Raw genomic sequence first — 26,776 nt, forward strand, 5'->3', positions numbered from 1 at the left:
CCTAGCGCTTCAGGCGCGGGTCGAGGGCGTCGCGGAGCCCGTCGCCGACCAGGTTGAACGCCAGCACCGTGATCAGGATGGCGAGTCCCGGGAACGTCACCACCCACCAGGCGCGCTGGATGAACTGCAGCGCATTGGCGAGCATCGTGCCCCACTCCGGCGTCGGCGGCTGGGCGCCCATGCCGAGAAAGCCGAGCGCCGCCAGATCGAGCACGGCGGTGGAGAACCCGAGGGTGGCCTGGACGATCAGCGGCGCCATGCAGTTGGGCAGCACCGTGATCAGCATCAGCCTGAGCGTCCCGGCGCCGCTGACCCGGCTGGCGGTGACGTAGTCCTTGGAGAGCTCGCCGATCACGGCGGCGCGGGTAAGGCGCACGAAGTGCGGCAACTGGACGATGACCACCGCCATCGCCGCGTTGATCAGCGACGGCCCGAGGATGGCGACGATGACGATGGCGAGAAGCAGGCTCGGCAGCGCCAGCATCACGTCCATCGCCCGCATGATGGCGATCTCCACGATCCCGCGGGCAAACCCGGCGATCAGCCCGAGCGCGATGCCCGACGCCAGCGCCAAGGTCACCACCAGAAAGCCGATGGAGAGGGAGACGCGGGCGCCGAAGATGATGCGGGACAGGATGTCGCGGCCGAGGTCGTCGGTGCCGAGCAGGAAGCGCGAGGAGCCGCCCGCGCTCCACACCGGCGGCGCCAGGAACGCCTCGCGGTACTGCACGTTCGGGTGATGCAGCGCCAGCACGTCCGCGAATACGGCGACCAACGCCAGAACGACGATCACCACCAGGCCGATCACCGGCCCCAGGTTGGCGCTGAAATAGCGCCAGAACACGACGATGGGATGGGGCGGCGCCTCGGCGACACCCGCCGGCGTTGCTTCGGGCGCGATCGTCGCGGTGGCGGCATCGATGCGTTGGGTCATGGCCGCGCGTTCTCCGTCAGCGCCGATACCGAATGCGCGGGTTGATCATGCCGTAAAGCACGTCGACGATGAGATTGACCGCCATCACCACGCTTGCCACCAGCAGAACCCCGCCCTGCAGCACCGGATAGTCCCGTCGGCGCACCGACTCCACCAGCCACTTGCCGACGCCCGGCCACGAAAAGATGGTCTCCGTCAAAATGGCTCCCGCGAACAGCACCCCAACCGCGAGGCCAATGACCGTCACCACCGGGATCAGCGCGTTGCGGAGCGCGTGCAGGCCGATGACGCGCGCCGGCGGCATCCCCTTGGCGCGCGCGGTGCGGATGTAGTCCTCGCCAAGCACCTCCAGCATGGAGGAACGCGTCATGCGGGCGATGATGGCGAGCGGAATGGTGCCGAGCGCGATCGTCGGCAGAATCAGGTGGCGAACGGCCGACCAGAACGCCTCCGGCTCGTCAGACAGCAGCGTGTCGATGAGCATGAAGCCGGTGACGGGCTGCACGTAGTACATCACGGAAAGTCGCCCCGAGACCGGCGTCCAGCCGAGGTTGACCGAGAACAACAGGATCAACAGCAGCGCCCACCAGAAGATCGGCATCGAGTAGCCGGTCAGCGACACCCCCATGGTGGCGTAATCCAGGAACTTTCCGCGCTTCATGGCCGCCAGAATGCCGACCGGAAGGCCGATGGCGACGGCGAAGACAATGGCGCAGACGGCAAGCTCGACGGTCGCCGGAAACAGCGCCAGGAACTCGTCGAGCACCGGCGTCTTGGTGACGATCGAGCGGCCGAGGTCGCCCGACAGCACGTCGGTAATGTAGACGACGTACTGGCTGAGCAGCGGCTGGTCGAGGCCGAGTTCGGCTCGCAACGCGGCATGCCGTTCCGGATCGATCCCCCGCTCGCCGACCAGAAGCTCGATGGGATCGCCTGGGACGAGGCGGATCAGGGCGAAGGTCAGCAGCGTGACCCCGATGAACGTCGGGATCACGAGGCCGAGGCGCGTGAAAAGGAATCTCAGCATTTCAAAGTGCCGTGCCTTTACGGCCAGGCACCCCGTCCGTCATCGCGAGGAGGCGAAACCGGTGTAGCGATCCGGGAGCCGACACGCGCGCTGCGGGCACTCTGGATCGCCACGCCCCGGCAGGGGCTCCGGCGGGGGCTCCGGATCGCCGCGCCCCGGCGGGGGCTCGCGATGACGGTGGAGATGCTGACAGCGGATGTGTCCGGTGCCTACTCCTGCAGGTCCACGCCGTAGAAGATGTGGCCGCCGAACGGGTCAATCTTGAAGTTCTCGACCTCTTTCCGCATCGGCTGGAACACCACTGAGTGGGCGACGGTGACCCACGGCGCCTCTTCCTTGAAGATCACCTGCGCCTGTTCGTAGAGCCTGGTGCGCTCTTCGACGTCCGTAGTCTTCTTGGCCTGCAGCAACAGGTCGTCGAACGGCTTATGACACCAGCGGGCGCGATTGGCGCTATCCTTGGCCGCTTCGCAGCCGAGCAGGACGTAGAGGAAATTGTCTGGATCGCCGTTGTCGCCGGTCCAGCCGAGCAGCACCGTCTGGTGCTCGCCGACCTTGGAGCGCTTGAGGTATTCGCCCCACTCATAGGTCACGATATCGGTGTCGACCCCGACCGCCTTCCAGTCCGCCTGGACCATCTCCGCCATGCGCCGCGCGTTGGGATTGTAGGGCCGCTGCACCGGCATCGCCCACAGGTCGGTCTTGAACCCGTCCTTGTAGCCCGCCTCGGCGAGGAGCTTTTTGGCCGCCTCCGGGTCGTACGGGTACGGCTCGACGCTTTCGTTGTAGGACCAGATGGTCGGCGGAATGGGGTTCTTGGCTTTCTTGCCGGCGCCCAGATAGATGGCGTCGATGATGGCGTCGCGGTTGATCGCCATGTTGAGCGCCTGGCGCACACGCTTGTCCGTGAACGGCTCCTTCTCCGTGTTGAAGGCGAGGTAGCCGACGTTGAGGCCTTCCTGGGACAGGACCTTGAGACTGGGATCCTGCTTCATCGCCTCCAAATCGGCCGGGTTGGGATAGGGCATCAGATGGCATTCGCCGGCCCTGAGCTTGGCGTAGCGCACCGCGGCATCTGGCGTGATGCTGAAAATGAGGCGGTCGAGCGGCGCCTTGCCGCCCCAGTAGTCCGGGTGCGCCTTGTAGCGGATCACCGCGTCCTTCTGGTAGTTGACGAGCTGGAACGGTCCGGTGCCGACCGGATCATGGTCGATCTTCTCCGGCGTGCCGGCCTCGCGCATCTTCTCGGCGTACTCGGCCGACAGGATCGAGGCGAACTGCATGCCGAGGTTGGCGATGAACGGCGCCTCCGGGCGGGTGAGGGTGAACTTCACGGTGTGATCGTCCACCTTCTCGATCGACTTCAACAGCTCCGGCATGTTCATGCTGTTGAAATATTCATACTGGCCGCCCGAGAGCTTGTGATCAGGGTGCTCCGGCTTCCATTGCCGGTTGAACGTGTAGAGGACGTCGTCCGCGTTGAAATCGCGGGTCGGGGTGAAGTCGTCCGTGGTATGGAACTTGACGCCCTTGCGGAGATGGAATGTGTACTCGGTGCCGTCATCCGACACGTCCCAGGATTCGGCGAGGCCGGGGACGATCTTGGTGGTGCCGCGGTCGAACTGGACGAGTTGGTTGAAAATGTTGCGGGCCGTGGCATCGAACGTCGTGCCGGAGGTGTAGAGCGAAGGGTTGAAGCCTTCAGGACTGCCTTCCGAGCAGTAGACAAAGGTCTTGGCGTTCGCCGCGCCGGCCATCCAGACCAGGACGGCGGTTGCCAGTGCAGCAGTTAAGGCGGGAATTCTCATGGATTTCCTCCCAATCGAAGCGGCGCAGTCGGAACCGCCGAGTTTCGTTCAGATAAAAACTTAACTGCCGCGTCTGTCAATGCCGGGGCTGGCCTGCCGGCGGCAGTCATAGACAAGGATCGGCACGTGCGTACCCGTCGGGCCGATGAACTTGCCACGATCTGCGTCGTCGTCCGCCAGGCTGCCACGGTACACCGCTGCCTTGCCGTACCGCGCGCAATGCTCGGCGGCCGGCGTATCGGCGTTGCCGAAGCTGATCATCGGTTCCTTGACCCACGCAGCATCCGGCGTGCCGGACAGCAACTCCGGGCGGGCGCAGCCGGCAACCGCCAAAGCTCCCCAACACCAGACACCCCAGCACGACGACCACCTTGTTCATAATCGGATCTCCGGATCCTTCCACAGGCGGAACCCGCCCTCGAAGGCGTTGGCGTTATGGCCGGGCCGGCAGAACGGCGGGACCGCGTCAAGGTGGCGGACGTTGCCGCCGCCGAGGATGACGTAGTCGGTGACCAGCGCGTCGCGCAGTAGCGAGACGACGTTGGCGACCTCTTCTCGCCACGCCGCCAAGCCCAGTCGCTCCAGTCCGCGCTGGGCGAGAAATCCGCCGAACGTATGGCCGGCCTTGTAGGGAAGCTGGGAAATCTCCAGGCCGTGCACGGTGCCGTGCACGAGGAGGGCCGAGCCAAGTCCGGTGCCGAGCCCGAGGAACAGCATGCGCCCGCCCTGGTAGCTGCCGATGGCCTGCATCGCCGCGTCGTTGACGATCCGGAGCGGCCTGCAGAAGCTCCGCTGGTAGTCGAACCCAACCCACCCCGGCCCCAGATTGTGCGGCTCAAGCGATGGGCGCCCATCCCGCACCACGCCGGGGTAGCCGAGCGAGACGGCGTCGAAGCGCCAATCCGAGACCACCGCCAACGTCCGCTCGATCATCTGGGCCGGCGTCAATGCACGCCCGGAAGGAATCTGCCGGATTTCCGGGGAGGCGCTGGTGCGCATCTTGATGCTGGCGCCACCGACGTCGATCACCAGGATGTCCATGAGGTCGCCCGAATATAAGCTTCAACGAGTATAAGCTTCAAGATGCCCCGCTTGCGTGGCGGTGCGCGATTATTGCGCCCGGATCACGCACTTGTGAGCCTCCAGAACGGTCTTGTAGCGCGCGGCCCGAGTATAAGCTTAAGATGAAGCATTCGGCTAGCGGCCCCGGGCGCACACCGGGATCCTGCGGTTCAGGCCGGAGTCACCGGGGCGAGGCCGTCATGAACTTTTTCCAGATACTGTTGCATCCCGACCGGGAAGAACTGGAGATGGCCGACCGCTCGGTGGTCGGATCGGCCGCCAACCTATTGCAGGTCGGCGAATTTCAGTTTCTTCAGCTTGCCTACCGCGAATGGTTCGGACACGACCTGCCGGAGGCGCTGGTCGACCGACTGTTCTCCGCATACATGCTGGAGAACGACGTCCCGCACTGGGCGCGGCACTACGCGCGGGTCGTACTGAGCCGCGAGGAGCGGGGACAACTCGACGACAACGATCCTTCATATCACCGCTATGACAACGATTATCACGTCGCCGTGCCGCGCGGCGTCCAACGGTTCTGCATGGCCGCGGGGATTTTGGCCTTCTTCATGGCGGCCGGCATCCTGGTGGCCAACATGACCGCCCGCGAGCCGATGTCGTTGCTGCCGCCTTACTTCGACAGGGGAGACTTTCGCGCCGCCGACCCGAACGACAGTGGCCGGCCGGAACCGGATGTCCGGCCGGAGCGCTGAAGCGCTCCGCCGGACTTGAGCACGTCGAGACGATCCGGAGGCAGATCAGGCATGTCTGCCGTCGCAGCGAAGGTGCGCCAAACATGAAGTTGGCGCACCCCGCCCGATGTTGACCGATCAGCCGATATCGATCCAGTCCGCGAAGCGCGCGTAGGCGCCGGCGTTGGGTATGCCGATGATTTCTACCGTGTCACCGCGGTCGAGGTCGAGCTTGGTGACGTGGGTCTCCAGGTCACTGCCCCTGTCGAACTTCCAACTGTCGACCGTCTTGCCATCAACGCGGATCTGAGCGGTCGGGTTGCCGTCGTTCTCTTCCTGGTACTTCAGGGTCATGGCGACCTTCTTGTCGGGCCCGTCCCAATCGAACTTGAAGCTGCCCTTCCCGTGGGTTTTCAGAAGGTTCTTGCCGCTGTTCGTGTAGCCCGTGGTATCCAGGCTGGACAGCTTGTAGGTGCCGGCACCGATATCGGACGACCCGCCCTTGCCGGCGACGGAGTCCAACTTGCCCGTTGAACCAGAATCCTTGTCGATGACGGACGAAGACCCACCGGAAGAAGAGTTGCCCGAAGAATTGCTGGTGCTGGGGGACGATCCGTCTGCATATTTCAGGTAGGCGTCGTTGAACGAGATGGCCTTGTCGCCATCGCCGTAGACGCCGATCTTCGGTTTGATGTTTTCCGCTTTATATCCCAGCAGACCGCTCGTCTTGTACTGCAATTTTCCATCGAGATACCATTCGAGCTTGCCGTTGTCCGCAAATTCGAACTTGACCACGTGGTCATAAACCTTGTTGGCGACAACCTTGGACGGACCAACTTTCTGATATGTCACGTCCGGCGACGATCCGTCGCCCTTGTCGCCGTAGGCCTTCAAGACCCAACGCGCTTCGCCGTTGTATTTCGTGCCTCCGGTTTTAACCACGTTGATGCCGAGCGGCGGGTTCGTCGTCGCGCCCGTCACCTGAGTGCTCTGAAACACGTTGACCCACGCCAGATTATCCAACGTCTCCGGCGCCAGCTTCGCCTTGAAGCCGACCTCGAAATACTTGTCCGCCAAGACGCGGCCGTTGAGATCAGGCTTCGACCAGGGTTCGTTGCCGTCGCTCGCGATTTCCAGCTGAACGTGAGTTCGGTCGCCTGGATCCTTGTCGAATTTCAACCAGCCGTTGTCTTCGATCTTGATGCCGTTATCATTGTGTCTGATGTAATAGAACTTGCCATCCGGCTGGCCCTTGTCAAAGGTAAAGCGCTCATGCTTGGACTGATTAAGACTGCTCGTCCACTTGTTGAAAGCCGATCTTTCGTCCGAGCTGATATCGCTCGAGTCATAGTACCACAACAGGTTGCTTTTATTGGACAACCCCATGATTCACCTCTCTGTTGTGTTGTTTTCCCGACGCGCGTGAGTGATGCTTAAGGGGCGTTTCTGGCGAAAATAAGGTCAGAAAAATTTTAGGGTCATTTTCGCGGTCGGTTCGGGTCCAACCGCACCTAGCCGGGGCGCCGTTCGCGGTTGCGGAACTTCAACGGCTGGTTCATGCTTAACCAACTGCAATACGATCAAGCGTCAATCGCACGATTTGAACCGAATTCCGTTGCTCAGCGTCGCACCTGCAGGGATATGACCGATGAGACCCACGTCTTTGACTAGCATGAAGAAGCTGCTGTCGGCGCCGCGCGTGGCGCGTGCTTCGCGGGTGCGGGAAGGCGCGCCGCACCCGCTCGGCGCCACTTGGGACGGGCGAGGGGTGAACTTCGCCCTGTTCTCGGCCAACGCCACCAAGGTGGAGTTGTGCCTGTTCGACACCGACGGGCGGCGCGAGATCGAGCGCATCGAAATGCCGGAGTACACCGACGAGGTCTGGCATGCATATCTGCCCGACGCCCGCCCCGGCACGGTCTACGGCTACCGGGTGCATGGCCCGTTCGACCCCTTGCACGGTCACCGCTTCAACCCCAACAAGCTGCTGCTCGATCCCTACGCGAAGGCGCTAGTCGGCGAACTCAAGTGGACCGACGCGCTGTTCGGCTACCGCATCGGGTCGCGCAAGGACGACTTGTCTTTCGACCGCCGCGACAGTGCCCCTGCGATGCTCAAGTGCCGCGTCATCGACCCGGCGTTCTCCTGGGGCGAGGAACGGTCACCGCGCATCCCCTGGGAGCGGACGATTTTCTACGAGGCCCACGTGCGCGGCTATACCATGCTGCATCCGCTGGTGCCGAAGCCGCTCCGCGGCACGTTCGCCGGCATGGCGCAGCACGATGTGGTGGATCACATCAAGAGCCTCGGCGTGACTTCGATCGAACTGCTGCCGGTTCACGCCTTCATCGACGATCGCCACCTGATCGAGAAAGGCCTCCGCAACTATTGGGGCTACAACACGATCGGTTTCTTCGCCCCCGACCCACGCTACATGTCGACGCCATTCGTCAACGAGTTCAAGGAGATGGTGGCGCGCCTGCACGACGCCGGGCTCGAGGTCATCCTCGACGTGGTCTACAACCACACGGCGGAAGGAAACGAGAGGGGTCCGACCCTGTCGTTCAAGGGCATCGACAATGCGTCGTACTACCGGTTGATGCCGGACAATCCGCGCTACTACATCAACGACACTGGCACCGGCAACACCTTCAACCTCAGCCACCCGCGGGTCCTGCAGCTGGTGCTCGACAGCCTGCGCTACTGGGCGACCGAGATGCGGGTCGACGGCTTCCGCTTCGATCTCGCCACCATCCTCGGCCGCGAGGTCCACGGCTTCGATCCGGGCGGCGGGTTCTTCGACGCCGTGCGCCAGGATCCCATCCTGTCGCAGACCAAGCTGATAGCGGAACCGTGGGATATCGGCCCCGGCGGCTATCAGGTCGGCAACTTCCCGCCCGGCTGGGCCGAGTGGAACGACAAATACAGGGACACCGTGCGCGCGTTCTGGAAGGGCGACGACGGCAAACTTCCGGAGTTCGCCTCACGCATCAGCGCTTCGGGCGACATCTTCAATCACCGCGGTCGGCGCCCGTGGGTGACCGTCAATTTCGTCACAGCCCACGACGGCTTCACCCTGAACGACCTGGTCACCTACAACGACAAGCACAACGAGGCCAACGGCGAAGACAACCGCGACGGCCACTCCCATAACATCAGCTGGAACCACGGCGTCGAGGGGCCGACCCAGGATCCCGAGATCCGGGAGCTACGCGAGCGCCAGAAGCGTAACCTTCTCGCGACCTTGCTGTTCTCCCTCGGCACGCCGATGGTGTTGGCGGGCGACGAGTTCGGCCGAAGCCAGCGCGGAAACAACAACCCGTACTGCCAGGACAACGAGATCAGCTGGTTCGACTGGACGGCGATCGACAAGGACGGCCAGGCTTTGGCCGAGTTCGTCGGCGAATTGATCAGCATCCGCCAGTCGTATCCGGTGTTGCACCGCAACCACTTCCTTATCGGCGCCTATGATCCGGACCTGGACGTGAAGGACGTGACCTGGCTGACGCCGTCGGCGACGGAGATGACACCGGAGCAGTGGTCGGATGCCAACGCCCGGTGCCTCGGCGCATTGTTCGACGGCCGTTCCCGGCCCTCCGGCATCAAGCGGCCGGGTGCCGACGCGACCCTGCTGCTGATCCTCAACGCCCATTACGAGGCGGTGTCCTTCACGTTGCCGACGGTCGCCGGCGGAAGCGCCTGGCTCAGCCTGATCGACACAGCCGCTCCGGGTCGCGTCGATCCGTTGTTGACGACGCGGAGCGGCGATCACTACGAGATCCCTGCGCGCGCGCTCGCCCTGCTCGCACTGAAGCCGGACCGCCGTACATGGCGGACCTTCCACGTACTCGCCGAGATAACGCAGCGGGAACAGGAGGCGCAGGCAGCGGCCCGCGGCTTGCTCGACGATTAGGTCCCAGGGCTCGACGCGTTCCGCCGACAGGGCGGAACCGCGAGCGCCGTGGGTGCGTTGTCGTCTGTCGGAGGCTCTCCAGATGCCGCACATCACTTTCGACCCGGCCGACCTTCGCTCCCGCCGCGGCCGGCCGGCCGATGCGCCTCCTCTCCCTGTCCCTCTCTCTCGCGCGGGAGAGGGTCGGGGCGAGAGGGGACGCGACGCTATCAGTCTCTCAAGTCGGAGTTGATGGACCATGGCGCCGCGCGCTTACTGGCGGGGAACGATCCGGCTGTCGCTGGTGTCCGTCCCCGTCAGCCTGTTCCCCGCGACGTCGTCCGGACGCCGCCTATCCTTCCACATGATCCACGAGCCCACCGGCGAACGGGTCCGCTACCAGCGGGTCGTGCCCGACGTCGGCCCGGTCGAGAATGACGAGATCGTCAAGGGTTACGAGTACGAGCGTGGCCAGTACGTCACCCTCACCGACGAGGAAATGGACCAGATCAAGGTCGAGTCCAAGCACACCATCAACCTGCTTCGCTTCGTCGATCCGCACGAGATCGACCCCATCTACTTCGACCGTCCCTATTTCGTCGCGCCGGACTCCGAGATGGCGCAGGAACCGTTCATCGTGCTTCGGGACGCCCTCAAGGAGGCCCGCAAGACGGCGCTCGGCCAGGTCACCCTCTCCGGCAAGGAGCATGTTGCGGCGATCCGGCCCTGCGGCCGCGGCCTGATCCTGGAGACGCTCCGCTACGCCGAGGAGGTGCGCAAGGCCAAGACCGTGTTCGACGAAATCCCGGACATGCAGGCAGACGCGGAACAGGTCGAACTCGCGCGGCTGCTGATCGACAAAAAGACCGGCACGTTCGACCCGCACGAGTTCAAGGACCATCAGCAGGAGGTGCTCCGTCAACTCATCGAGGCCAAGCTCCAGTCGCGCCCGGCTCCGGTCGGCGACGAGAAGCGCGAGCCAGCCAAGGTGGTCAACCTGATGGACGCGCTCCGGCGCAGCGTCGACGAGGCGGAGCGTGAAGGCGGCGGGGGCGACAAGAGCGGCAAGAAGCCTGCCGCGAAGCCCGCCTCCAAGCCCGCGGGTCCGCGCAGCAAGTCCGCCGGCAGCCGATCCCGCAAATCCGCCTGAGTGGCGATGGCGAGGTCTGCCGGCAAAGCGCCCGATCCGCCGCCGCCCGTAACCGAGCCGCTGCGCCGGTACCGCGAGAAGCGCCGCTTCGACCGCACGGCGGAACCGGCAGGCCTATCGACGCCCGACGCCGGCGGCGCCAACCGCTTCGTCGTCCACAAACACGCGGCGCGGCGGCTGCACTACGACCTCCGCCTCGCCGTGGACGGAGTCTACAAGAGCTGGGCGGTGCCGCGCGGGCCCAGCCTCGATCCTGCCGACGTACGCCTTGCGGTGCATGTCGAGGACCATCCCATGGACTACGGTGACTTCGAGGGCATCATCCCGAAAGGCGAGTATGGCGGCGGCACCGTCATGATCTGGGACCGCGGCGCCTGGGAGCCGCAGGACGACGACCCGCTCAAGGCCTACCAGCGGGGCCGGCTGAAATTCAGCTTCAACGGCGAGCGCCTCAAAGGCTCATGGATGCTGGTCCGCTCCGGCGACAACAGCGACCGCCAGGACCGCTGGCTGCTGCGGAAACATCGGGACGATGCGGCGCGGCCTGGTGACGGAGAGGCGCTGGTGCGGGACGCACTCACCAGCGTCGTCAGCGGCCGCACCATGGCGGAGATCGCCGCCGACACCGACCGGGTGTGGCGCGGCCGCGCCGAAGCGAGGGACAACGACGGCGCTGCCGAGACGAGCGCGGCCATCGAAGGAGCCGCGCCGGCGGAGACGGCGGGGCAGGGGATCGGCGAGCCGGCCCCCCTGCCGAGTTTCATCCTGCCGCAACTGGCGACGCTGTCCGCCAAGGCGCCGGCAGGGGACGGCTGGCTGCACGAGATCAAGTTCGACGGCTACCGCCTGCAGGTCCGCATCGAGCGCGGCGCCGTCACGCTCTCGACCCGCAACGGCCATGACTGGAGCGACCGCTTCCCGCACATCGAGGCCGCCGCCAAGCGCCTCGCCGTCGACACCGCCATCCTCGACGGCGAGGCGGTGGTGATCGACGACGCCGGGATCTCCAACTTCGGGGCCCTGCAGGCGGTGCTCGCGGGCGAGGCCGACCACCCGATCCGCTTCTACGCCTTCGATCTGTTGTACCTCGACGGCAACGATCTCAGGAAAGCGCCGCTGCTCGCCCGCAAGGAAGCCCTCGCTGCGCTGATCGCCGGCCTCGGCCCCGACGAGGCGACGATGCTGTTGTCGGAGCATCTCGACGGGCGCGGCCCGGCCGTCCTGCAGAGCGCCTGCCAATTGGCGCTGGAAGGGGTGGTGTCCAAGCTGAAGAGCGCGCCGTACCGGTCGGGGCGCGGCAAGGACTGGCGCAAGAGCAAGTGTATCGAGCGCCAGGAGTTCGTCATCGGCGGCCTGATGGCTTCCACGGCGTCGCCCAACAGCGTCGGCTCGCTGCTCCTCGGCTACCACGACGACCAGGACCCCGGCCGCTTGGTCTACGCCGGAAAGGTCGGCACCGGCTTCAGCGCCGCCCAGGCCCGGGACCTGCGGCAACGCCTGAGGGAGGTTGAGCGCGCCGCCCCGCCGTTCGCCGACGTGCCCGCGGACGCTGCCCGCGGGGCGGTCTGGGTGGAGCCGGCGCTGGTCTGCGAGGTCGAGTTCGCGGCCTGGACCCGGGACGGGCGCATCCGCCATGCCGCCTTCATGGGCCTCCGCAACGATAAGCCGCCGCAAGACGTGGTGCGGGAGGTGACCAGCAATGCGCCGCAAGCCGCCGCCAGCCCCCCGTCGCCCGCCCCGGAGCGACAGCCGCGTAAGACGACGGACGACCGCGTCGCCGGCGTCGCGCTGACCCATGCGGACCGCATCGTCTATCCGGACCAGGGGGTGACTAAGCGCGGCCTCGCCGAGTACATGGCTGCGGTCGGCGAAAGCATGCTGCCCCACATCGCTGGCCGCCCCCTCAGCCTGGTCCGCTGCCCCTCCGGCTCCGAGGAGAAGTGCTTCTTTCAGAAGCATCCGCAGCCGGGCTTCCTCGACGACCTGCAGCGGGTCACGGTGTCGGCCCCCGGAAAAAAGAAAGAAGAGATGGTGCTGGCCGCAAGCGTCCGCGACCTGGTGGTGCTGATCCAGCACGGCGTGCTCGAGATCCACCCGTGGGGCTCCCGCGCCGGCAGTCTCGACAACCCGGACATGGTGATTTTCGACCTCGACCCCGACGAGGGCCTGGCGTGGCCGGCGGTGGTCGCCGCCGCCCGCGAGCTTCGCGAGCGCCTGCGGGCGATCGGCCTCGCGAGCTTCGTCAAGACCACCGGCGGCAAGGGCCTGCACGTCCAGTTCCCGCTGGAGCCGCGCCACACCTGGGAGGAGGTCGCCGCCTTCACCGCCGGCCTCGCCAAAGCCATGGCCAAAGACAGCCCGCAACGCTACACCGCCACCATGTCGAAGCGCGCCCGGACGGGCCGCATATTCATCGACCATTTCCGCAACCGCCGCGGCTCGACCGCCGTCGCCCCCTATTCCCCCCGCGCCCGCCCCAACGCCCCCGTCTCCATGCCAGTCGCCTGGTCCGAACTGGATGCCCTGGGAACCGGCGCCCGCTTCACCGTCCCCGACACCCCCCGCCGCCTAACCCGCAGCTTCCAGGACCCCTGGGCCGAACTCACAACCACCCACCAGTCCCTGCCGGACGAGCGTGCCCGGTAACCATTAACAGCGCTTCAACCCCCGCGCGCTAACTGTTGCTTCCTGACCTTGATCGCGACCGTGACGATGCCGGTGTCGAGATCGACGGCGCATTCCGGCTTGCAAGTCTCCTCGGCGAAGGCGTCACCTCGTCAAGCCCAAGTTGAACAGTGGCTTTGGAAAGATTGTTTCACGTCAGCGAGTTACGTCGGCGGCGTCGGGTGTTTGCACCACATTTCGGGGTTGTGAGGGGACGGAAGGGGTCAGGCGGGGTGTTCGCGCAGGTTGGGCGGCAGGGCGACGCCTGCGGCCTGGAAGACACGTCCGACTTGTCCGGTGACGGCGGTGCGAGTGGTGATGCGCTTTCCGTCCTTGTCGATGGTGGCTTCCTGCAGCCGATCGAGGTCGCGCAGGAGCCTCTCCCATTCGACGGCCAACCCGGCGGCGCGGCAGCGGTCGGCCAGCTCCTTCTGGAGTACGAGGGCGAGGAACGAGCAGAACACGTGGCCGCGGATGGCGGCATCGGAGGAATGATAGATGGCCGGGTGCGAAGGATCGCCTTGGCCCGGCGAAACAGGTCCTCGACCTGGATGAGGTCTCGGTAGCGCAGCACCGCCTGCAGCGGGGTGATGCGGGCATTGGTGCGCAGGACGGAAATGCCGTCGTAGCGGGCCTCGTCGGCGAGCTTGCCAGGGTCGATCTCGAAGGCGGGCTCGCTCCGGCCGCCCTCGCTTTGCACCCGGCGCAGATAGCGACGATAGGCGGAGTTGCCGATCAGCGCCTTGTCGCCGCGTCGCAGCTGCTGCTCGAGGGCAGTCACGATCGCCTGGCGGTCGGCGCGGTCCTTCTCGGCCTCGGCCTCGTTGCGGCAGACGATGTAGCGGACGCCCTCGGCCCTGACCTCCTTGACGAAGAGTTGGGTTTCGCCACGGACCCGCTCGATCACCAGTGGGGTGAAGGGAGCCTCGTCCTTGGCACGACCTCGCGGATCAGCCGGCTCGAGCGCCCGCGCGCTCCGAGGACGTACTCCAGCTTGCGCTCCTCCAGAGCTTCGATCGTCGCCGCACACCACGCCGCGATCGGCGACGACGCCACCCGCCCACCATGAAGCGCTCGCGCAGCCGGTCCGCTGATCGGCAGCAGCACGGTGACGTCGGCGGTGTTGCCGGGCAGCATCTCGGTGCACAGCGGCCGTCCCTCGCCGTCCATCACCGCCAGCACCATCTGCTTGAGGTCCGGGCGGTGGTCCCGGAAATGGCCATGGGCGCTGAGGTCTCGCCGCCGGCGCCGTGGAACGACAGAGGGGTGGTGTCCATGAACACCAGCGACAGCTCGCTGAACAGATTCCGCCGGCGCTCGAACAACTGCTCCTCGATCCGGTCCTCGACGCACCGGGGTGCAAGCGCGCCCTCGGCCGCCGGTTCGCTCTCCTCGCCCAGCCACGCCATCGCGCGGTAGAAATGGTGCAGCTGCAACTCGGCTGCGCCGGGGATGGCGTAGTCCGCCATCCATGTCTCGCAAGACCGATCCGAGCCGGAGACGAACAGGCGGTGCAGAACGGCGACGAACACCGCGCGCTCGACGTCGAAGCCGAAGCCGCGGCCATCCAGGAGATCGGCCAGAACCTCAGGAATGGCCAGTCGATCCCACAGCCGGCCAAACAACAACGGCCCGCCGATCCGGGTGCAGGCGATCCGCCCGGCTTCCATGTCGGAGAGGATCATCGCCCGCTCGGAATGCCTTGGCCAGCGAGGCGATCAGCCGGTCCAGCTCACCGCTCGCCGCCAACGCATCCTTGCGCCCCAACGCGCGGACGATCTGCTGCCGAACCCGGTCGCCCTCGCGGATGCTCTCCACCAGATACAGGTAGCGATGACCCCGGGCTGTCTTCTCACGCACGAACATGCCGGATGTTGTTCTCGAAAATCCTGAAAACATCAACTGAAAACGCCATATCGTCGAAAATGTTCCACTACAGGCTTGGGCGTTTCGAAGTCCAAAGACGGGAAATCAATGGCTTGCAATACAATGTTCCCGCCCCGTTCCCACACCACTGTTCAAGTTCAGTCAAGGGCGAGGTGTTCGAGATCCTCCGGGTGCTCCATACAGCCCAGGGTTGGTCCGAGGAGGTTTAGGTTCGGTACCGGCGGGTATATTCCAAGCGCATAGGCAGCCAACTGTCTCAAGGAGCCCACAGGTTTGGCTGAAGCCATGCTCGCGGTACGGAGAGCGTTCCCTGACAAACCGACCCGAAGGCGCGAAGGCGCTTCGACTGCCAAGCGAAGCGCCACTCCGAAGCCAGCGTATATGGTGGGTCGACATCCGCCTCTGGCACGAAACCAAAGCGCCCATAGTAGCCGGGGTCACCAAGCACGTAGACCCGAGCTGCGCCGTCATGCTCCAGCCTTTCGAGGCCAGCGTAGACCAGCGCTGTTCCGACACCCTGCCTCTGCCGGTCAGAGGTGACAGCCAATGGCCCCAGGAGGGCGACCTTGTCAGTGCATTCGGGAACCGCACATGTCGTAAACATGGCGTGTCCTGCGAGTGTCAAAGAAGCACGAAGCCAAGCGAGAGGGCGCCCGATTCTTCCTTCAACAACTTTCCCACGAGCGGCAATAGATCTTCATTGGGAAATGCCGCCGGTTAGAGTGCCCCGATCGAGGGCCAGTCGCTTCGCACGCTCTCGCGAACTTCAATAAGCATGTCGACGGCATTTTCAGTAACGGTGCAGGAACGATCCGGCGCCCGCGCGGTCGCCTCATGACGCAGAAAGTCCCGGAGCGAGAGCGAGTCCGCGCAGCGCCACTCGATCCCGCGCTCGGAGCCGAAACCCTCGAAGTAGCCGGCCATGTGCATCCGGAAGCACCGCCCCGGCGGGGGGAATGGGCCGCATAGGTAATGAGCGCGGCGGCGGCATCGCACGCAACCAGCGTCTGCTCCAGCGCCGGTGGCTCGCACGCTCTCCCGAGCGGAAGAGGGTGCGGCGCCGTGACATGCTCAGGGTTGAACCGGCTCCGGCAGCACGCCTGCGAAGCGCAGCATGTCGGCGATGGTGACGATCGGATCGCCATTCCTCAGCCGCACGCCCTTCGAAGGGTCCCAGCCGTCTGGCTGGTTCAGGTAGGAGCGCGGATCGTTGACGACGAGCCCGATGATCGTATCACAGATGATCCGGCTGCCGACCTCACCCAGCGAGTTGCCGTTGGCGCGCACCTCGGCCTCGCGCAGCACGTAGTACCAAAGGGGTGTCCGCTCAAGGAAGCCGCCCTGCTCGAGTGCTTCAGCGAGTGCGGGACGGTTGCTCGGCCGCAGCTCGTCCGCGGTGAGCGGGCGGGCGCCGATCTTCTCTGCGATCGCCTGCCCGGTCGGAATGCTCAGGAGATAGCCCCGCAAGAGGTTTCGCCGCGCCAGCTGCTTCAAGAGCTGCCGGATGTGCTCCGGCAGCTTGGGATCGTTGCCTTCGTTGACCATATCGAGCAGCGGCGGGGCGAGGAGGGTGTCGATCCTGCGGGCAAAGTGGTCCGGAAATGCGCTGCCTCGGTCCACGAAGCGGTCCCACTCGATGATCCACGAGGACGGCAGCACCTCGGCTTGCCCCAGGAACGGATTCGGGCTGCCATTGCCGGTGAACTGGAAGAGCAGAGAGAAGGGGGAGTTGGGGAGGATGCGTCCCTTGAGTTCCGGATTCTCGAAGTCCCGTCCGAAGTTGCGGTTGAAGTCGTAGACGCCGCGAACCATGCTGTGGCCGAAGCGGAACGCGGCGACCGAGTGTTCGAGCGGCATGTAGAGCTGCCCCTCGCGCTTGGCATAGAGCTTCGGGCCGTCGAACAAAATCTTATCGACGATGCCGTCCAGCGTGATCGTCTTCAGAAAGTCGTGGATGGTGAGCCACTGGTAGTGCCAGCGCACGAGGTCGCGGGCGCGCTCGAAGAGCTGCGCGTCCTCGACGGTGCGTTCCTCGTGCACCTTCACCCAATCCGCCACGTTGTTGTGGAAGCGCAGGAAGGCAAGGTGAAGCTGGCTGACGATGAGGTTTTCGTCATTGCGCGTATCCCCGATGAACGCCCGCGACCGCTCGTTCTTCACTTGGAGTGATCTGATGTATCGAGATCATGGTGGCCGCCGTGCCGCAACGCGGTGACGATGTACTTGCCCTGCTTCGGCTCGTTGACGACATATGTATCGTCGGCATTGCCTTGGTCGATGTCCTTCATGGAGCGAATCGCAACATATAATACCGCTTGCAAGTCTCCATAGCGGCGGCTCGTCTCTACTCGTCGCCACCCTGATTGCAAGTAGTCCTTTCTTCACAGCTATTCACAGCCGTCGCGCGCGCCTATCCACGTCTTCGGGTTTCAGGCGGGCGCCCGTCGCGTAAGCCGTCCGTCAGACGAACCAGCCAATCATTTCGCGCCAGCGCCGGTAGCCGTGGGCGCGGCCGTTCCACACGTTGAGAGTGTGCGAGACGCCCTTGCTCCGCAGTGTTTCGCTGAGCCTGCGATTGTCGCCGAGGAACGGATCGTACTCACCAATGATCAGCTTGATGTCGAGGCGACGGATCGGCTCCAGCGCGCCGTTGTCGCCGATGTTGGCGAGGTAGTGATTGGGCATGTTGAAGTACACGTCTTCGTCATAATAGCCGTCGAGAAGATCACGGAAGCCGTCCGGAGCCTGCGTGAGGTCGTAGCGGCCGCTCATCGCCACCAGCCGGTCGAAGCGGTGCGGGTGGCGAAAGGCGATGTTGGCCGCGTGATAGGCCCCGAAGCTGCAGCCGAGAGCCGTGATGAACGGATTGTCGTTGAGCGTCTGAGACAACGGCAGAACTTCGTTCAGGATGTATGACTCGTACGTGACATGGCGCCGGACGCGGTCGCGCGGGTTGCACCAGTTGCAATAGAATGTTTCATGGTCGATGCCGTCGACACAGATCAATTGGATCCATCCCTGCTCCAACTTGTGCCTGAGCGCTTCCACCATTCCCATGTTCTCGTAGTCGTAGAAGCGCCCGCAGCGCGTGGGAAAGGACAGCACACGGGCGCCGGCATGCCCGAACACCAGGAGCTCCATGTCGCGGCCAAGTCCCTGGCAGTACCATTTGTGATAGTCTCGTTTCATGATGGAGACACGCAGATGTCTATAGTATTGCAGAAACTTTTCAAGTAAGCTCATGCCGCAGTTAACGAACAATTTCTTATCACGGCAGTATAAAAAGCAAAAGAACAAGAGATGCTGGAGTCGGTGAAAATTTCATTATAGAATTAGCCTTTGCGCTTGGAGGCGGCGGCTGCGAATGAGAAATGATTGCCGGAACTTGGGCTATGCCGATCGCTTGGTGTCGGCGGATCACGAGGCCGGTGCGCCGCATGATGACGGCGCCGCATATGCGCGGCGTGGCAGGCCGTGCCATGCCTGAGTGGTTTGATCAGGAGGTTAGTGAACTCGAGCGACGCAGCCGGGCACGGCGCGACGTGCGCAACCCGATCATGCTCTACGGCAGCTCATCGTTTACCCTCTGGAATGACGTGCAGGCGTACTTGCCCGGCTACAACCTGCTCAATCACGGCTTCGGCGGAGCAACTTTGGCCGATTGCGTAGAGTACTTCGACCGCCTGGTGGTCCCTTTCGCGCCGCGCATCGTCATTCTTTACGCCGGCGACAACGATCTGGGCGACGGCGGGCAACCGGAGACGGTGCTCGCGCGGCTTCGCTCGTTCATCGCTCGCAAGCGCGAGACGCTCGGCGACGTGCCGATGGCCTACGTGTCGATAAAGATCAGCCCGGCCCGCTTTGCGATCATGCACCGCATCGCCTATACCAACCGCATCATTGAACGGGAGCTTCGTAACGCGCCCGATGTCCGTTACCTCGATATCATGCGGCGCATGGTTGGCCGGGGGATCGAGCCGTTCCTCGCTTACTACACCGAAGACCCGCTGCACATGAACAGGAAAGGCTACCGTGTTCTTGGCAGGACGCTGTCCGAGTATCTGATCGACATGGAGCGCGCGCACGGTAACTTGAGGTCGTCTCCACCCACGAGCGCACAGGCGCCGATGCAGGCGCCGATGCCCGAAGCCCTGACCTCACCGCAGCCCGTTAGCACCTGAGGATCAAAGCGCAATCTGTCCCCCTTCTTGACGAAGCGGTGGTGGCGATGTGCAGGCTGGCGCCGAGCTTGCTGATCGCGCAAAAGCATCAATCAGCCGAACCGCGCGCCCGCGCCGAGAATGCGCCATGAGTTATTCATCGCCGTTTCAAAGTCGGGTCACGAGCGCCATTTCGAGTTCTCCCTCTTGTCGGACCTTTATTCTATCGACATAGTGGCGCACGCAGGGAACGCTGAGGACGGGGCTATGACAAAGCACAAGCAGCGCGAAGACAAGGACGCCGGCGAGGACGACAGCGAGAGTGCAGAGGCACATGCGGCGACCAAGATGCGCCGCAAGGAATTCGAGAAGGCGCTCTACCAGCTCCAGGTCGAGCTGACTCGCCTGCAGGCGTGGACGGTGGCGAGCGGCGCCCGCGTCATCGTCGTTTTCGAGGGCCGCGATACCGCCGGCAAGGGCGGCGTGATCAGCCGGATTACGGCCCGCACGAGCCCTCGGGTGTTCCACCATGTGGCGTTGCCGGCGCCGTCGGACCGTGAGAAGACCCAGCTCTACATCCAGCGCTACATGGCCCATTTCCCGGCGGCCGGCGAGATCATCCTGTTCGACCGATCATGGTACAACCGCGCCGGGGTGGAGCGGGTGATGGGCTTCTGCACCGAGGAGCAGACCGCGGCGTTTCTCAGGCTCGCCCCGACGTTCGAGCGCGAAATGGTCCGCAACGGGATCATCCTCTTGAAGTATTTCCTCCAGGTCAGCCAGGACGAGCAGCGCCGCCGCTTCAAGGCGCGGCTCACCGATCCGGTCAAGCACTGGAAGTTGAGCCCGATGGACACGGAATCGGTCCGTCGCTGGTGGGACTACACGATTGCCTACCAGCGCATGCTGGAGGCGACCGACACCCCCGAGGCGCCGTGGTACGTGGTTCCGGCCGATGATAAGCGGCGGGCGCGGCTCAACCTGATCCACCACATGCTGAGCCGGATCCCCTACGAGAAGGTCCCGCCGGAGCTGCCGAAGTTGCCCAAGGCGCAGCCCGGGCCGAAGGATGCCAAGGAGGGGTTAGGCGCCGGCCACGTCATCTCCGGTCCCTACTGACGCTATCGCGCGGATGTCAAGACCAGGGCGCAAGCGGCGTTCAACTTCTGCATGGTCCGCCGTCACGCCCTACTGACGGCGGTCGGCATTTCACGCCAATTGCCAGGCACCTCAGGTCGACGCCGAGACCTGAATGGCAAGGGATCGCGGCGCCTTGAGCAGAGCCATGCCCGATTTCGGGCGAGGGGTGACCAGGTGGCGGCGTGTTGATCAGTTTCGGTTACCTCGGTTCCGTCGGTGGATTTGACGCCTTCGATGATTTGCGGCAGCTGGTTGCTGCCTTTGCGCTTGCGGCGGGTTCGCACTGCCGCGGTGATCAGCTTGAAGACCACGACCATGGCGGTGCCGTGGGACAGGCAGCCCTTGGTGCGGACCCTGCTGTGGCGCGCCGCCGCAACAACGCTCTCGACGGGACTCCCGGTGCGCAAGTGGACCCAGTGCTCGGCGGGGAAGTCGTAGAAGGCGAGCAGCGGCTCGCGGTCCTTGGTCAGGCATTCGACCGCCTTCGAGTACTTCTTCACGTACTTGGCAGCGAAGCGCCGTTACCAATGCACAGCTCGGAGGTTTGATCGACCATGTCCTCTCTGAGGAGGAAGTCTTCATGGAGGGGGACGTCCAATAGCGGCAACGCTCCGCTCGCTGAGCCGTTGTCCCATTGCCGCTCCCAGCGACCCTATAGCCAAAGCGGCTGCTGCGCGCTATCTTGTGACCATTTTCATGACCACATGAGGACGCCATGGTCACGGTCAGTCTGGCGCAGGCGAAAGCGCACTTGAGCGAACTCCTCGACAAAGTGGAAGCTGGCGAGGACGTGGTGATCACTCGTCGCGGCCGGGCGGTCGCGCATATGTCGCCGGCGACCCGTCCCAAGAAGCAGCTGCGGCTCCAGGAACTAGCGGAATTTCGTGCCACAATGCCCAGGCTGCGGCGGCCCTCAGCCGAGCTTCTGCGCGAAGCGCGCGATGAGGGGCTGTGAGGCAAGATCGGCAAATGCTCTATTTCGACACCAGCTTCCTTGTTCCCCTCATACTGCCCGAGGCGACCAGCGAGCCCATCGCTGAATTTTTCCAGGATGCGCAGGCACGCGGCATGGCCGTGAGCCACTGGACGCGGGTCGAGTTTTCCTCGTTGCTCGCCCGTGAAGTCCGCATGGGTGGTTTGAGTGCGGAGGCCGCACGTGAGGCAAACGCGCGGTTCGAGTCGATGGTCGAGGAATCCTTCGCTGTCATCCCGCCAAACGGTAGCGACTTCGATCTCGCCAAGGAGTATCTCGGCCGCTACGAGACCGGCCTGAGAGCCGGCGACGCCCTGCACCTGGCGATAGCCAAGAACCACGGAGCCGAGGCGATGCTCAGTTTGGACAAGGCTCTATTGCGGGCAGGGCAGTTATTGGGCGTTCAGGTCAGCGCAGGGATCGCGTAGCAAGGATGATGGGTAGATGAACACCAAGCTCTTATTGCCACCGGATTTGCCGGTTCATGATGGGATCGTTCTCGAGGATCGGCAGCAACACCGGCTCCCAGACCGCCTCGAGCGGATCGGGGACGGTGCGGCCGCGCTCGGGCTGGCGCTGGGAGGGAAGGCGCGGATCGGTCTCGATCCGGCGTCCGGGTGCGCTCGCTGAACCCAGCCCGGGCAGCGGCAACGCGTTGGCTATGACGATGACGGTCTTGCATGTAGATTCTCTTGCTGGTCGGTGACGGGTTTGCCCGGCACGAGGGGACCTCCGTTTCGGTGACAGAGATCCCGCTCGTATCGGCCCGCAGCGGCCAGCACCTACGCCTTCATCCCCGGGGAAGACAATCGCGCCGCTGGCTCCAGACTCCAGCCGGGCTACGCCCGGCCTCCGACTGGAGCCAGCGGCCAACTTGGCTGACGGCGCCGGACAAGATGGTTGTCGCTCAACAGCCCCCCATTCCTGGAGCCGCTGTAAAAGTGACTAATCATCTGGCGCCTGCGCCGGACATACCTCGTTTGAGCGACATCCTGTTCATGTGCACTTGCGGCATAACTCATACGGGTCTAATATCATGCGATGATGTTCGCGCGCACGGCGAAAGTCATGAAAGAAGTCGGTTCACTAGCGTCTTGGGGGGAGCTAAAAAATGTCGATCATCGAGACACCAGCCGTTCTGAATTTTAGAGCTGACGACGTCACCGTTGCGGCCGTGGGTAGCGGCGTAGGCGGACGCAAGGACCTGTTGACCATTTCCGCGATATCGAAAGATCTTGGTGCGAACGCGAAAATCGCTTTCGGTGGTGCCAAGATAGGTGTCTTCGCGGGCACTGAAACGCAGGAGAACAGCAAAGCAGATCTCAATTATTCTGTTTTGACACATACGCAGTTGCCGGATTATCTTCCGTTTGAGCAACCATTCGCCGCTGGCACCAGTTCTGATTTCCAGGTTCTGAGCGCCAATCTCACCTCCAGTGCGAAGCACAGCCTCGGCGCCGGATACGACTGGAATATTGGGGCCGTCACGTTCACGCCCCCAAGTTTCACAGCTCTTGGCAGAAAGTATCCTTTGGTCCGACAAAAACTCTCTTCGGCACCAAAGTAGGTGAGAACAGTATCTTAGCCGATTTCGTCGATACGACATCTGCAGATACACATCCGCAAAAAAGCCATCGGGCTGCAGCCTGTAGGCGCGCTAGTCAGCGTCACAGCCGAAGACTCCGGCAACCTATTGGACCTCAAGACTCTGGATGTCGACAAGGCGATCGGCGCATTTTTTGGATTGCCAACCGGTCTGGAAATCGCGGACAGTGCCCATGTATTCGGCGCGGGATATGACTTAAAAGTCACCCTGCTAGACATTCTGCTGAAAGCTAAACTCGATATTGACGAGAGCGTCAGCTTCGACCCTGGAGCTGTTTCGGTTTCGATAGCGTTGGAAGACGGGCAGAATGCCGCTGGTCCACTTGGCACCCGATTCAGCTTCGTCCCCCCCAACCCAGGACCGGACGACATATTGGGCGTGGATTACACGTACTCCCTGAGCGGAAATTTCAAGGATCAAATTGCGCTTAAGGGCCGGTTAGACAGCGAATACGAGGTCCTTAGCGCCTCGCTCGACATAGACCCAGGTCCCACTTTCAATGTCGGACCTGTTTTGAGTGGGACTCTCCCCATTCTCCAGGGAGAGTTGGCTAACGAAACCATCATTACACCTGCCGAGAACTTGTCGATTACGCTTCATTATGACGTCCCCATGGCAATATTCGGGACGGTGGCGGCCGATACGCTTGTCGGCACTGGCTTCGGTGACAAGATTATCGGTCTCGGCGGCGACGACATTCTGCACGGTTTGGCTGGCCCTGACGTGCTCGAGGCAGGCCCCGGTAACGACCGATTGTTCGGCGGCGATGACAACGACAGCCTCAGCGGCGGCAACGGAGATGACTTGCTTTCCGGCGAGGCTGGCGCGGACACCCTCGACGGCGGTGCGGGCGTCGACATCGCGTCCTACGAGACCGCGGGCAACGGGTGTCGGTGGGCCTCAACGGGATCGGGGCGCGGATGCGCAGCGGGCGACGTTCTCCCCAACATCATACGGCCCGAACCACGCCGACTGGCTGGTCGGCACGGTCGGCAACGGATCGCGGCCCTCGGCGGCGGCGCCAGGCGCTGCACGGGCCCGCGGGGCGCGCACCCTCGGCGGCGGGCGGGCGTCGACATCGCGTCCTACGGGGCAGGCACCTCAATCAGGGGATCGGGGTCCGCGGCGACGCGCAGGGCGACGTTCTCGCCAACATCGAGTACCTGGTCGGCTCGAACCACGCCGACTGGCTGGTCGGCACGGTCGGCAACAACGCGATCGCGGCCCTCGGCGGCAATGACACGCTGCACGGGCTCGCGGGCGCGGACACCCTCGACGGCGGTGCGGGCGTCGACATCGCGTCCTACGAGACCGCAGGCACGGGGGTGTCGGTAGACCTCAATCAGGGGATCGGGGTCGGCGGCGACGCGCAGGGCGACGTTCTCGCCAACATCGAGTACCTGGTCGGCTCGAACCACGCCGACTGGCTGGTCGGCACGGTCGGCAACAACGCGATCGGCCCTCAGGCAACAAAGCGCTGCACGGGCTCGCGGGGCGCACCCGCGGCGGTGCGGGGCGTCGACATCGCGTCCTACGAGCCCGCAGGCACGGGGGGGTGGGCCCGGGATCAGGGTCGGCGGCGACGCGCGGGGCGACGTTCTCGCCACATCGGGAGATCTGGTCGGCTCGAACCACGCCGACAGGCTGGTCGGCACGGTCGGCAACAACGCGATCGCGGCGCTCGGCGGCAATGACACACTGCACGGGTTTCTCGGTGACGACACGCTCGACGGCGGCGCGGGCGACGACACGCTCGACGGGGGCCTCGGCCGCAACACCATCGACGGCGGAGACGGGACGGACTGGGTTGGTTTTGGCGGAGCACTGGATGGGGTTGCTGTCTACCTCAGCGACACCCGTTATCGGTACCGGCTTCCGCAAGGAAGCCGTGGTGTGGATATCATCCGCGGCGTCGAAAACGTAACCGGAACGTCCTCCTCGACCGGAGGGACCGGCGCCGACAACATTGTCGGTAACAGCGCCGCAACGTGATCAACACCCCGCCGGGCGATGATAGGGTCTTTGGCGGGGCAGGGAACGATACAATCGACGCCGGCAAGGGGAACGACTCCGTGCGGGGCGGCGCCGGTGACGACACGCTCGACGGCGGCGCGGGCGACGACACGCTCGACGGGGGCCTCGGCCGCAACACCATCGACGGCGGAGACGGGACGGACTGGGTTGGTTTTGGCGGAGCACTGGATGGTGTCGCTGTCTACCTCAGCGACACCGGTATCGGTACCGCCTTCCACAAGGGAGGCCGTGGTGTGGATATCATCCGCGGCGTCGAAAACGTAACCGGAACGTCCTCCTCGACCGGAGGGACCGGCGCCGACAACATTGTCGGTAACAGCGCCGCGAACGTGATCAACACCCTGTCGGGCGATGATAGGGTCTTTGGCGGGGCCGGGAACGATACAATCGAGGCCGGCAAGGGGAACGACTCCGTGCGGGGCGGCGCCGGTGACGACACGCTCGACGGCGGCGCGGGCGACGACACGCTCGACGGGGGCATCGGCCGCAACACCATCGACGGCGGATCGGAAATCGATACGGTCACCTACTTCAACACGGTGCCCGTGCCAGTGCTCGGTGTGAGTGTCGATCTGGCGGACGGCAGAGCCTCCGGCACGAGCTTGCAGAGCAAGTCCGTGTTCATGGACACGCTGCGCGACATCGAGAATGTCATCGGCACCTCCTCGTCCAGTGGGGGGCGCGGCCGAGACTTCATCGCAGGCAGCGAACAGGACAACAGGCTCGAGGGCCTCTCAGGAGACGATTTCCTCTTGGGTAGGGGCGGGAACGACACGCTGCTCGGTGGCTCAGGCGCCGACCTCTTGGCCGGTGGCGCGGGCGAAAACCGCATCTTCGGTGGCTCGGGAACCGATACGGTGCTGTTCCCATTAGCTGCGGTCGACTTGACCCAGGGCGTGGCGGTCGATCTGGGCGCCAACCGTGCGCACGACAAGCAGACCGGCGGATTGCTGCGCCTGGACCATATTTTCGAGGTCGAGAACGTCCGGGGCACCGAGTTCGCCGACAAGATCGTCGGCGGGCCTGGTGAGAACCGGCTGACCGGCAATCAGGGCGATGACATCCTGACCGGCGGGGATGGTAAGGACACATTCGATTATCTGGTGCAGAAGGACCGTCCCGGCGGGTCCTTTGCCGATGGCCGGGATACGATCACCGACTTCGTCAGGGCGGACGATTTCCTGGAACTACGCTTTTACTTCGAACCGCTGTTGGGGAAAGCGAAGCCCTTCACCTTTGCGTCGCTCGACAGCAATGGTAACAGCGCGATCGACGGGGGCGACTACGTGGTCGAGGAGCTCAAGGACGGGGATGGCAATAGCATCGGCTTGCGAGTGGACATGGGACTCGCCACCGATGCGCTCGTGGACGATGCGACCCTCAAGATCGGCGCCGGCGTCGCAACCATCGAGGTTATCGGGCCGACTGAACTTGTCGACGCCGGCATTGTCGCCGACAACACCGTCTATCTGATCTGATACAGCGAAGTTCCGGTGGGGCGCGGGGAGGATCATCCTCCCCGCATCTTTTATCTTAGCAGCCCATTGACGATGTGTCCGTTGTGATCATGTCGGCTCTGTGGTGAAAGCGATGACGAGGATGCCGGGGCCGGTTTGGTCGGGAGCGTACAGGACGATCGACGCCCCTTCCCGGCGCGGACGATGACCAGGAGGGCCCGGACGCGGGCGCCCGCGGGCGGCGGCCTCCTTCGGCGTTCCGGCGCCGATCAGATGGCGCATAAGAAGCC

22 protein-coding genes and 3 pseudogenes are annotated in these 26,776 nt (G+C 64.2%); 13 read left to right on the plus strand and 12 right to left on the minus strand.

The window, feature by feature from the left end; genetic code table 11:
* Position 1: 1 nt before the first annotated feature.
* The 5 genes from IPM60_09290 to IPM60_09310 form a co-directional block, all read right to left on the minus strand.
* Positions 2-934, minus strand: coding sequence for an ABC transporter permease subunit (locus tag IPM60_09290; GenBank protein MBK8908086.1), 933 nt, complete (start codon positions 932-934; stop codon positions 2-4).
* 16 nt (positions 935-950) lie between these two features.
* On the minus strand, positions 951-1,961 hold the full coding sequence (locus IPM60_09295) for an ABC transporter permease subunit (GenBank protein ID MBK8908087.1): 1,011 nt from the start codon (positions 1,959-1,961) through the stop codon (positions 951-953).
* 209 nt (positions 1,962-2,170) lie between these two features.
* Positions 2,171-3,769, minus strand: a complete 1,599-nt coding sequence (locus IPM60_09300; GenBank protein MBK8908088.1) for an ABC transporter substrate-binding protein — start codon at positions 3,767-3,769, stop codon at positions 2,171-2,173.
* Between the two features lie 60 nt (positions 3,770-3,829).
* On the minus strand, positions 3,830-4,102 hold the full coding sequence (locus tag IPM60_09305) for a hypothetical protein (protein MBK8908089.1): 273 nt from the start codon (positions 4,100-4,102) through the stop codon (positions 3,830-3,832).
* Positions 4,103-4,144: 42 nt separating this feature from the next.
* Positions 4,145-4,810: an ROK family protein gene (locus IPM60_09310; GenBank protein ID MBK8908090.1), complete on the minus strand. Its 666-nt coding sequence runs from the start codon at positions 4,808-4,810 to the stop codon at positions 4,145-4,147.
* Positions 4,811-5,031: 221 nt separating this feature from the next.
* Here IPM60_09310 and IPM60_09315 point away from each other — a divergent pair, with 221 nt between their 5' ends.
* Positions 5,032-5,544 (plus strand): hypothetical protein, encoded by a 513-nt coding sequence (locus IPM60_09315; GenBank protein ID MBK8908091.1) that lies wholly within the window; start codon positions 5,032-5,034, stop codon positions 5,542-5,544.
* A 117-nt stretch (positions 5,545-5,661) separates the two neighbouring features.
* Here the strand turns inward: IPM60_09315 and IPM60_09320 are convergent, their stop codons facing one another.
* Entirely contained in the window at positions 5,662-6,909 is a 1,248-nt protein-coding gene (locus IPM60_09320; GenBank protein ID MBK8908092.1) for a hypothetical protein, read from the minus strand.
* 286 nt (positions 6,910-7,195) lie between these two features.
* On the opposite strand from IPM60_09320, the gene glgX reads away from it, so the two are divergent.
* The 3 genes from glgX (at position 7,196) to ligD (ending at position 13,211) form a co-directional block, all read left to right on the plus strand.
* Complete coding sequence (gene glgX, locus IPM60_09325) at positions 7,196-9,436, plus strand: glycogen debranching protein GlgX (GenBank protein MBK8908093.1); 2,241 nt, start codon at positions 7,196-7,198, stop codon at positions 9,434-9,436.
* A 238-nt stretch (positions 9,437-9,674) separates the two neighbouring features.
* The gene (locus tag IPM60_09330; GenBank protein MBK8908094.1) at positions 9,675-10,565 is read left to right on the plus strand and encodes a Ku protein; all 891 of its coding nucleotides are present in this window, start codon (positions 9,675-9,677) and stop codon (positions 10,563-10,565) included.
* Between the two features lie 6 nt (positions 10,566-10,571).
* A complete protein-coding gene (gene ligD / locus IPM60_09335) occupies positions 10,572-13,211 on the plus strand; it encodes a DNA ligase D (GenBank protein ID MBK8908095.1) in 2,640 nt (879 codons plus the stop codon).
* Positions 13,212-13,453: 242 nt separating this feature from the next.
* Here the strand turns inward: ligD and IPM60_09340 are convergent.
* The 5 genes and pseudogenes from IPM60_09340 to IPM60_09360 all read right to left on the minus strand — a co-directional run bounded on the left by IPM60_09340 (position 13,454) and on the right by IPM60_09360 (position 18,305).
* Positions 13,454-15,095, minus strand: a pseudogene (locus tag IPM60_09340) (transposase).
* Between the two features lie 277 nt (positions 15,096-15,372).
* On the minus strand, positions 15,373-15,720 hold the full coding sequence (locus IPM60_09345; protein MBK8908096.1) for an N-acetyltransferase: 348 nt from the start codon (positions 15,718-15,720) through the stop codon (positions 15,373-15,375).
* 200 nt (positions 15,721-15,920) lie between these two features.
* Positions 15,921-16,067: pseudogene (locus tag IPM60_09350) on the minus strand (transposase).
* A gap of 120 nt (positions 16,068-16,187) precedes the next feature.
* Entirely contained in the window at positions 16,188-17,276 is a 1,089-nt protein-coding gene (locus IPM60_09355; GenBank protein ID MBK8908097.1) for a hypothetical protein, read from the minus strand.
* Positions 17,277-17,576: 300 nt separating this feature from the next.
* Positions 17,577-18,305, minus strand: a complete 729-nt coding sequence (locus IPM60_09360; GenBank protein ID MBK8908098.1) for an esterase family protein — start codon at positions 18,303-18,305, stop codon at positions 17,577-17,579.
* 248 nt (positions 18,306-18,553) lie between these two features.
* Between IPM60_09360 and IPM60_09365 the strand changes: the two genes are divergently transcribed.
* A complete protein-coding gene (locus IPM60_09365) occupies positions 18,554-19,297 on the plus strand; it encodes a GDSL family lipase (GenBank protein MBK8908099.1) in 744 nt (247 codons plus the stop codon).
* Between the two features lie 246 nt (positions 19,298-19,543).
* Positions 19,544-20,395: a polyphosphate kinase 2 gene (gene ppk2 / locus IPM60_09370; GenBank protein MBK8908100.1), complete on the plus strand. Its 852-nt coding sequence runs from the start codon at positions 19,544-19,546 to the stop codon at positions 20,393-20,395.
* A gap of 62 nt (positions 20,396-20,457) precedes the next feature.
* On the opposite strand, the gene IPM60_09375 is transcribed toward ppk2, so the two are convergent.
* Positions 20,458-20,916, minus strand: coding sequence for a transposase (locus tag IPM60_09375; GenBank protein ID MBK8908101.1), 459 nt, complete (start codon positions 20,914-20,916; stop codon positions 20,458-20,460).
* 215 nt (positions 20,917-21,131) lie between these two features.
* Here IPM60_09375 and IPM60_09380 point away from each other — a divergent pair, with 215 nt between their 5' ends.
* From IPM60_09380 to IPM60_09410, 7 genes and pseudogenes are all read left to right on the plus strand, one after another.
* Complete coding sequence (locus tag IPM60_09380) at positions 21,132-21,371, plus strand: type II toxin-antitoxin system prevent-host-death family antitoxin (protein ID MBK8908102.1); 240 nt, start codon at positions 21,132-21,134, stop codon at positions 21,369-21,371.
* 14 nt (positions 21,372-21,385) lie between these two features.
* Positions 21,386-21,817 (plus strand): type II toxin-antitoxin system VapC family toxin, encoded by a 432-nt coding sequence (locus IPM60_09385; protein ID MBK8908103.1) that lies wholly within the window; start codon positions 21,386-21,388, stop codon positions 21,815-21,817.
* Between the two features lie 16 nt (positions 21,818-21,833).
* Positions 21,834-22,019 (plus strand): hypothetical protein, encoded by a 186-nt coding sequence (locus IPM60_09390; protein ID MBK8908104.1) that lies wholly within the window; start codon positions 21,834-21,836, stop codon positions 22,017-22,019.
* 481 nt (positions 22,020-22,500) lie between these two features.
* The gene (locus IPM60_09395) at positions 22,501-22,956 is read left to right on the plus strand and encodes a hypothetical protein (GenBank protein ID MBK8908105.1); all 456 of its coding nucleotides are present in this window, start codon (positions 22,501-22,503) and stop codon (positions 22,954-22,956) included.
* Between the two features lie 651 nt (positions 22,957-23,607).
* A pseudogene (locus IPM60_09400) lies at positions 23,608-23,847 on the plus strand (calcium-binding protein).
* A gap of 68 nt (positions 23,848-23,915) precedes the next feature.
* A complete protein-coding gene (locus IPM60_09405; GenBank protein MBK8908106.1) occupies positions 23,916-24,689 on the plus strand; it encodes a hypothetical protein in 774 nt (257 codons plus the stop codon).
* A gap of 294 nt (positions 24,690-24,983) precedes the next feature.
* Positions 24,984-26,507 carry a calcium-binding protein gene (locus IPM60_09410; protein ID MBK8908107.1) on the plus strand — a complete coding sequence of 508 codons (1,524 nt, stop codon included), beginning with the start codon at positions 24,984-24,986 and terminating at the stop codon, positions 26,505-26,507.
* The last annotated feature ends 269 nt before the right edge of the window (positions 26,508-26,776 follow it).

It is taken from the genome of Rhodospirillales bacterium, assembly GCA_016710335.1.
Taxonomy (GTDB): Bacteria; Pseudomonadota; Alphaproteobacteria; order Rhodospirillales; family Defluviicoccaceae; genus JADJXQ01.

Excerpts from the sequence above, each read along its gene's own strand:
- IPM60_09345 (MBK8908096.1), bottom strand. The coding sequence starts at position 15,720 with ATGTTTACGACATGTGCGGTTCCCGAATGCACTGACAAGGTCGCCCTC.
- IPM60_09360 (MBK8908098.1), bottom strand. The coding sequence starts at position 18,305 with ATGAAACGAGACTATCACAAATGGTACTGCCAGGGACTTGGCCGCGAC.
- IPM60_09310 (MBK8908090.1), bottom strand. The coding sequence starts at position 4,810 with ATGGACATCCTGGTGATCGACGTCGGTGGCGCCAGCATCAAGATGCGC.
- ppk2 (MBK8908100.1), top strand. The coding sequence starts at position 19,544 with ATGACAAAGCACAAGCAGCGCGAAGACAAGGACGCCGGCGAGGACGAC.
- IPM60_09390 (MBK8908104.1), top strand. The coding sequence starts at position 21,834 with ATGAACACCAAGCTCTTATTGCCACCGGATTTGCCGGTTCATGATGGG.
- glgX (MBK8908093.1), top strand. The coding sequence starts at position 7,196 with ATGAAGAAGCTGCTGTCGGCGCCGCGCGTGGCGCGTGCTTCGCGGGTG.
- IPM60_09395 (MBK8908105.1), top strand. The coding sequence starts at position 22,501 with ATGTCGATCATCGAGACACCAGCCGTTCTGAATTTTAGAGCTGACGAC.
- IPM60_09315 (MBK8908091.1), top strand. The coding sequence starts at position 5,032 with ATGAACTTTTTCCAGATACTGTTGCATCCCGACCGGGAAGAACTGGAG.
- IPM60_09295 (MBK8908087.1), bottom strand. The coding sequence starts at position 1,961 with ATGCTGAGATTCCTTTTCACGCGCCTCGGCCTCGTGATCCCGACGTTC.
- IPM60_09380 (MBK8908102.1), top strand. The coding sequence starts at position 21,132 with ATGGTCACGGTCAGTCTGGCGCAGGCGAAAGCGCACTTGAGCGAACTC.
- IPM60_09405 (MBK8908106.1), top strand. The coding sequence starts at position 23,916 with ATGCGCAGCGGGCGACGTTCTCCCCAACATCATACGGCCCGAACCACG.
- IPM60_09330 (MBK8908094.1), top strand. The coding sequence starts at position 9,675 with ATGGCGCCGCGCGCTTACTGGCGGGGAACGATCCGGCTGTCGCTGGTG.
- IPM60_09385 (MBK8908103.1), top strand. The coding sequence starts at position 21,386 with ATGCTCTATTTCGACACCAGCTTCCTTGTTCCCCTCATACTGCCCGAG.
- IPM60_09300 (MBK8908088.1), bottom strand. The coding sequence starts at position 3,769 with ATGAGAATTCCCGCCTTAACTGCTGCACTGGCAACCGCCGTCCTGGTC.
- ligD (MBK8908095.1), top strand. The coding sequence starts at position 10,572 with ATGGCGAGGTCTGCCGGCAAAGCGCCCGATCCGCCGCCGCCCGTAACC.
- IPM60_09365 (MBK8908099.1), top strand. The coding sequence starts at position 18,554 with ATGATGACGGCGCCGCATATGCGCGGCGTGGCAGGCCGTGCCATGCCT.
- IPM60_09320 (MBK8908092.1), bottom strand. The coding sequence starts at position 6,909 with ATGGGGTTGTCCAATAAAAGCAACCTGTTGTGGTACTATGACTCGAGC.
- IPM60_09290 (MBK8908086.1), bottom strand. The coding sequence starts at position 934 with ATGACCCAACGCATCGATGCCGCCACCGCGACGATCGCGCCCGAAGCA.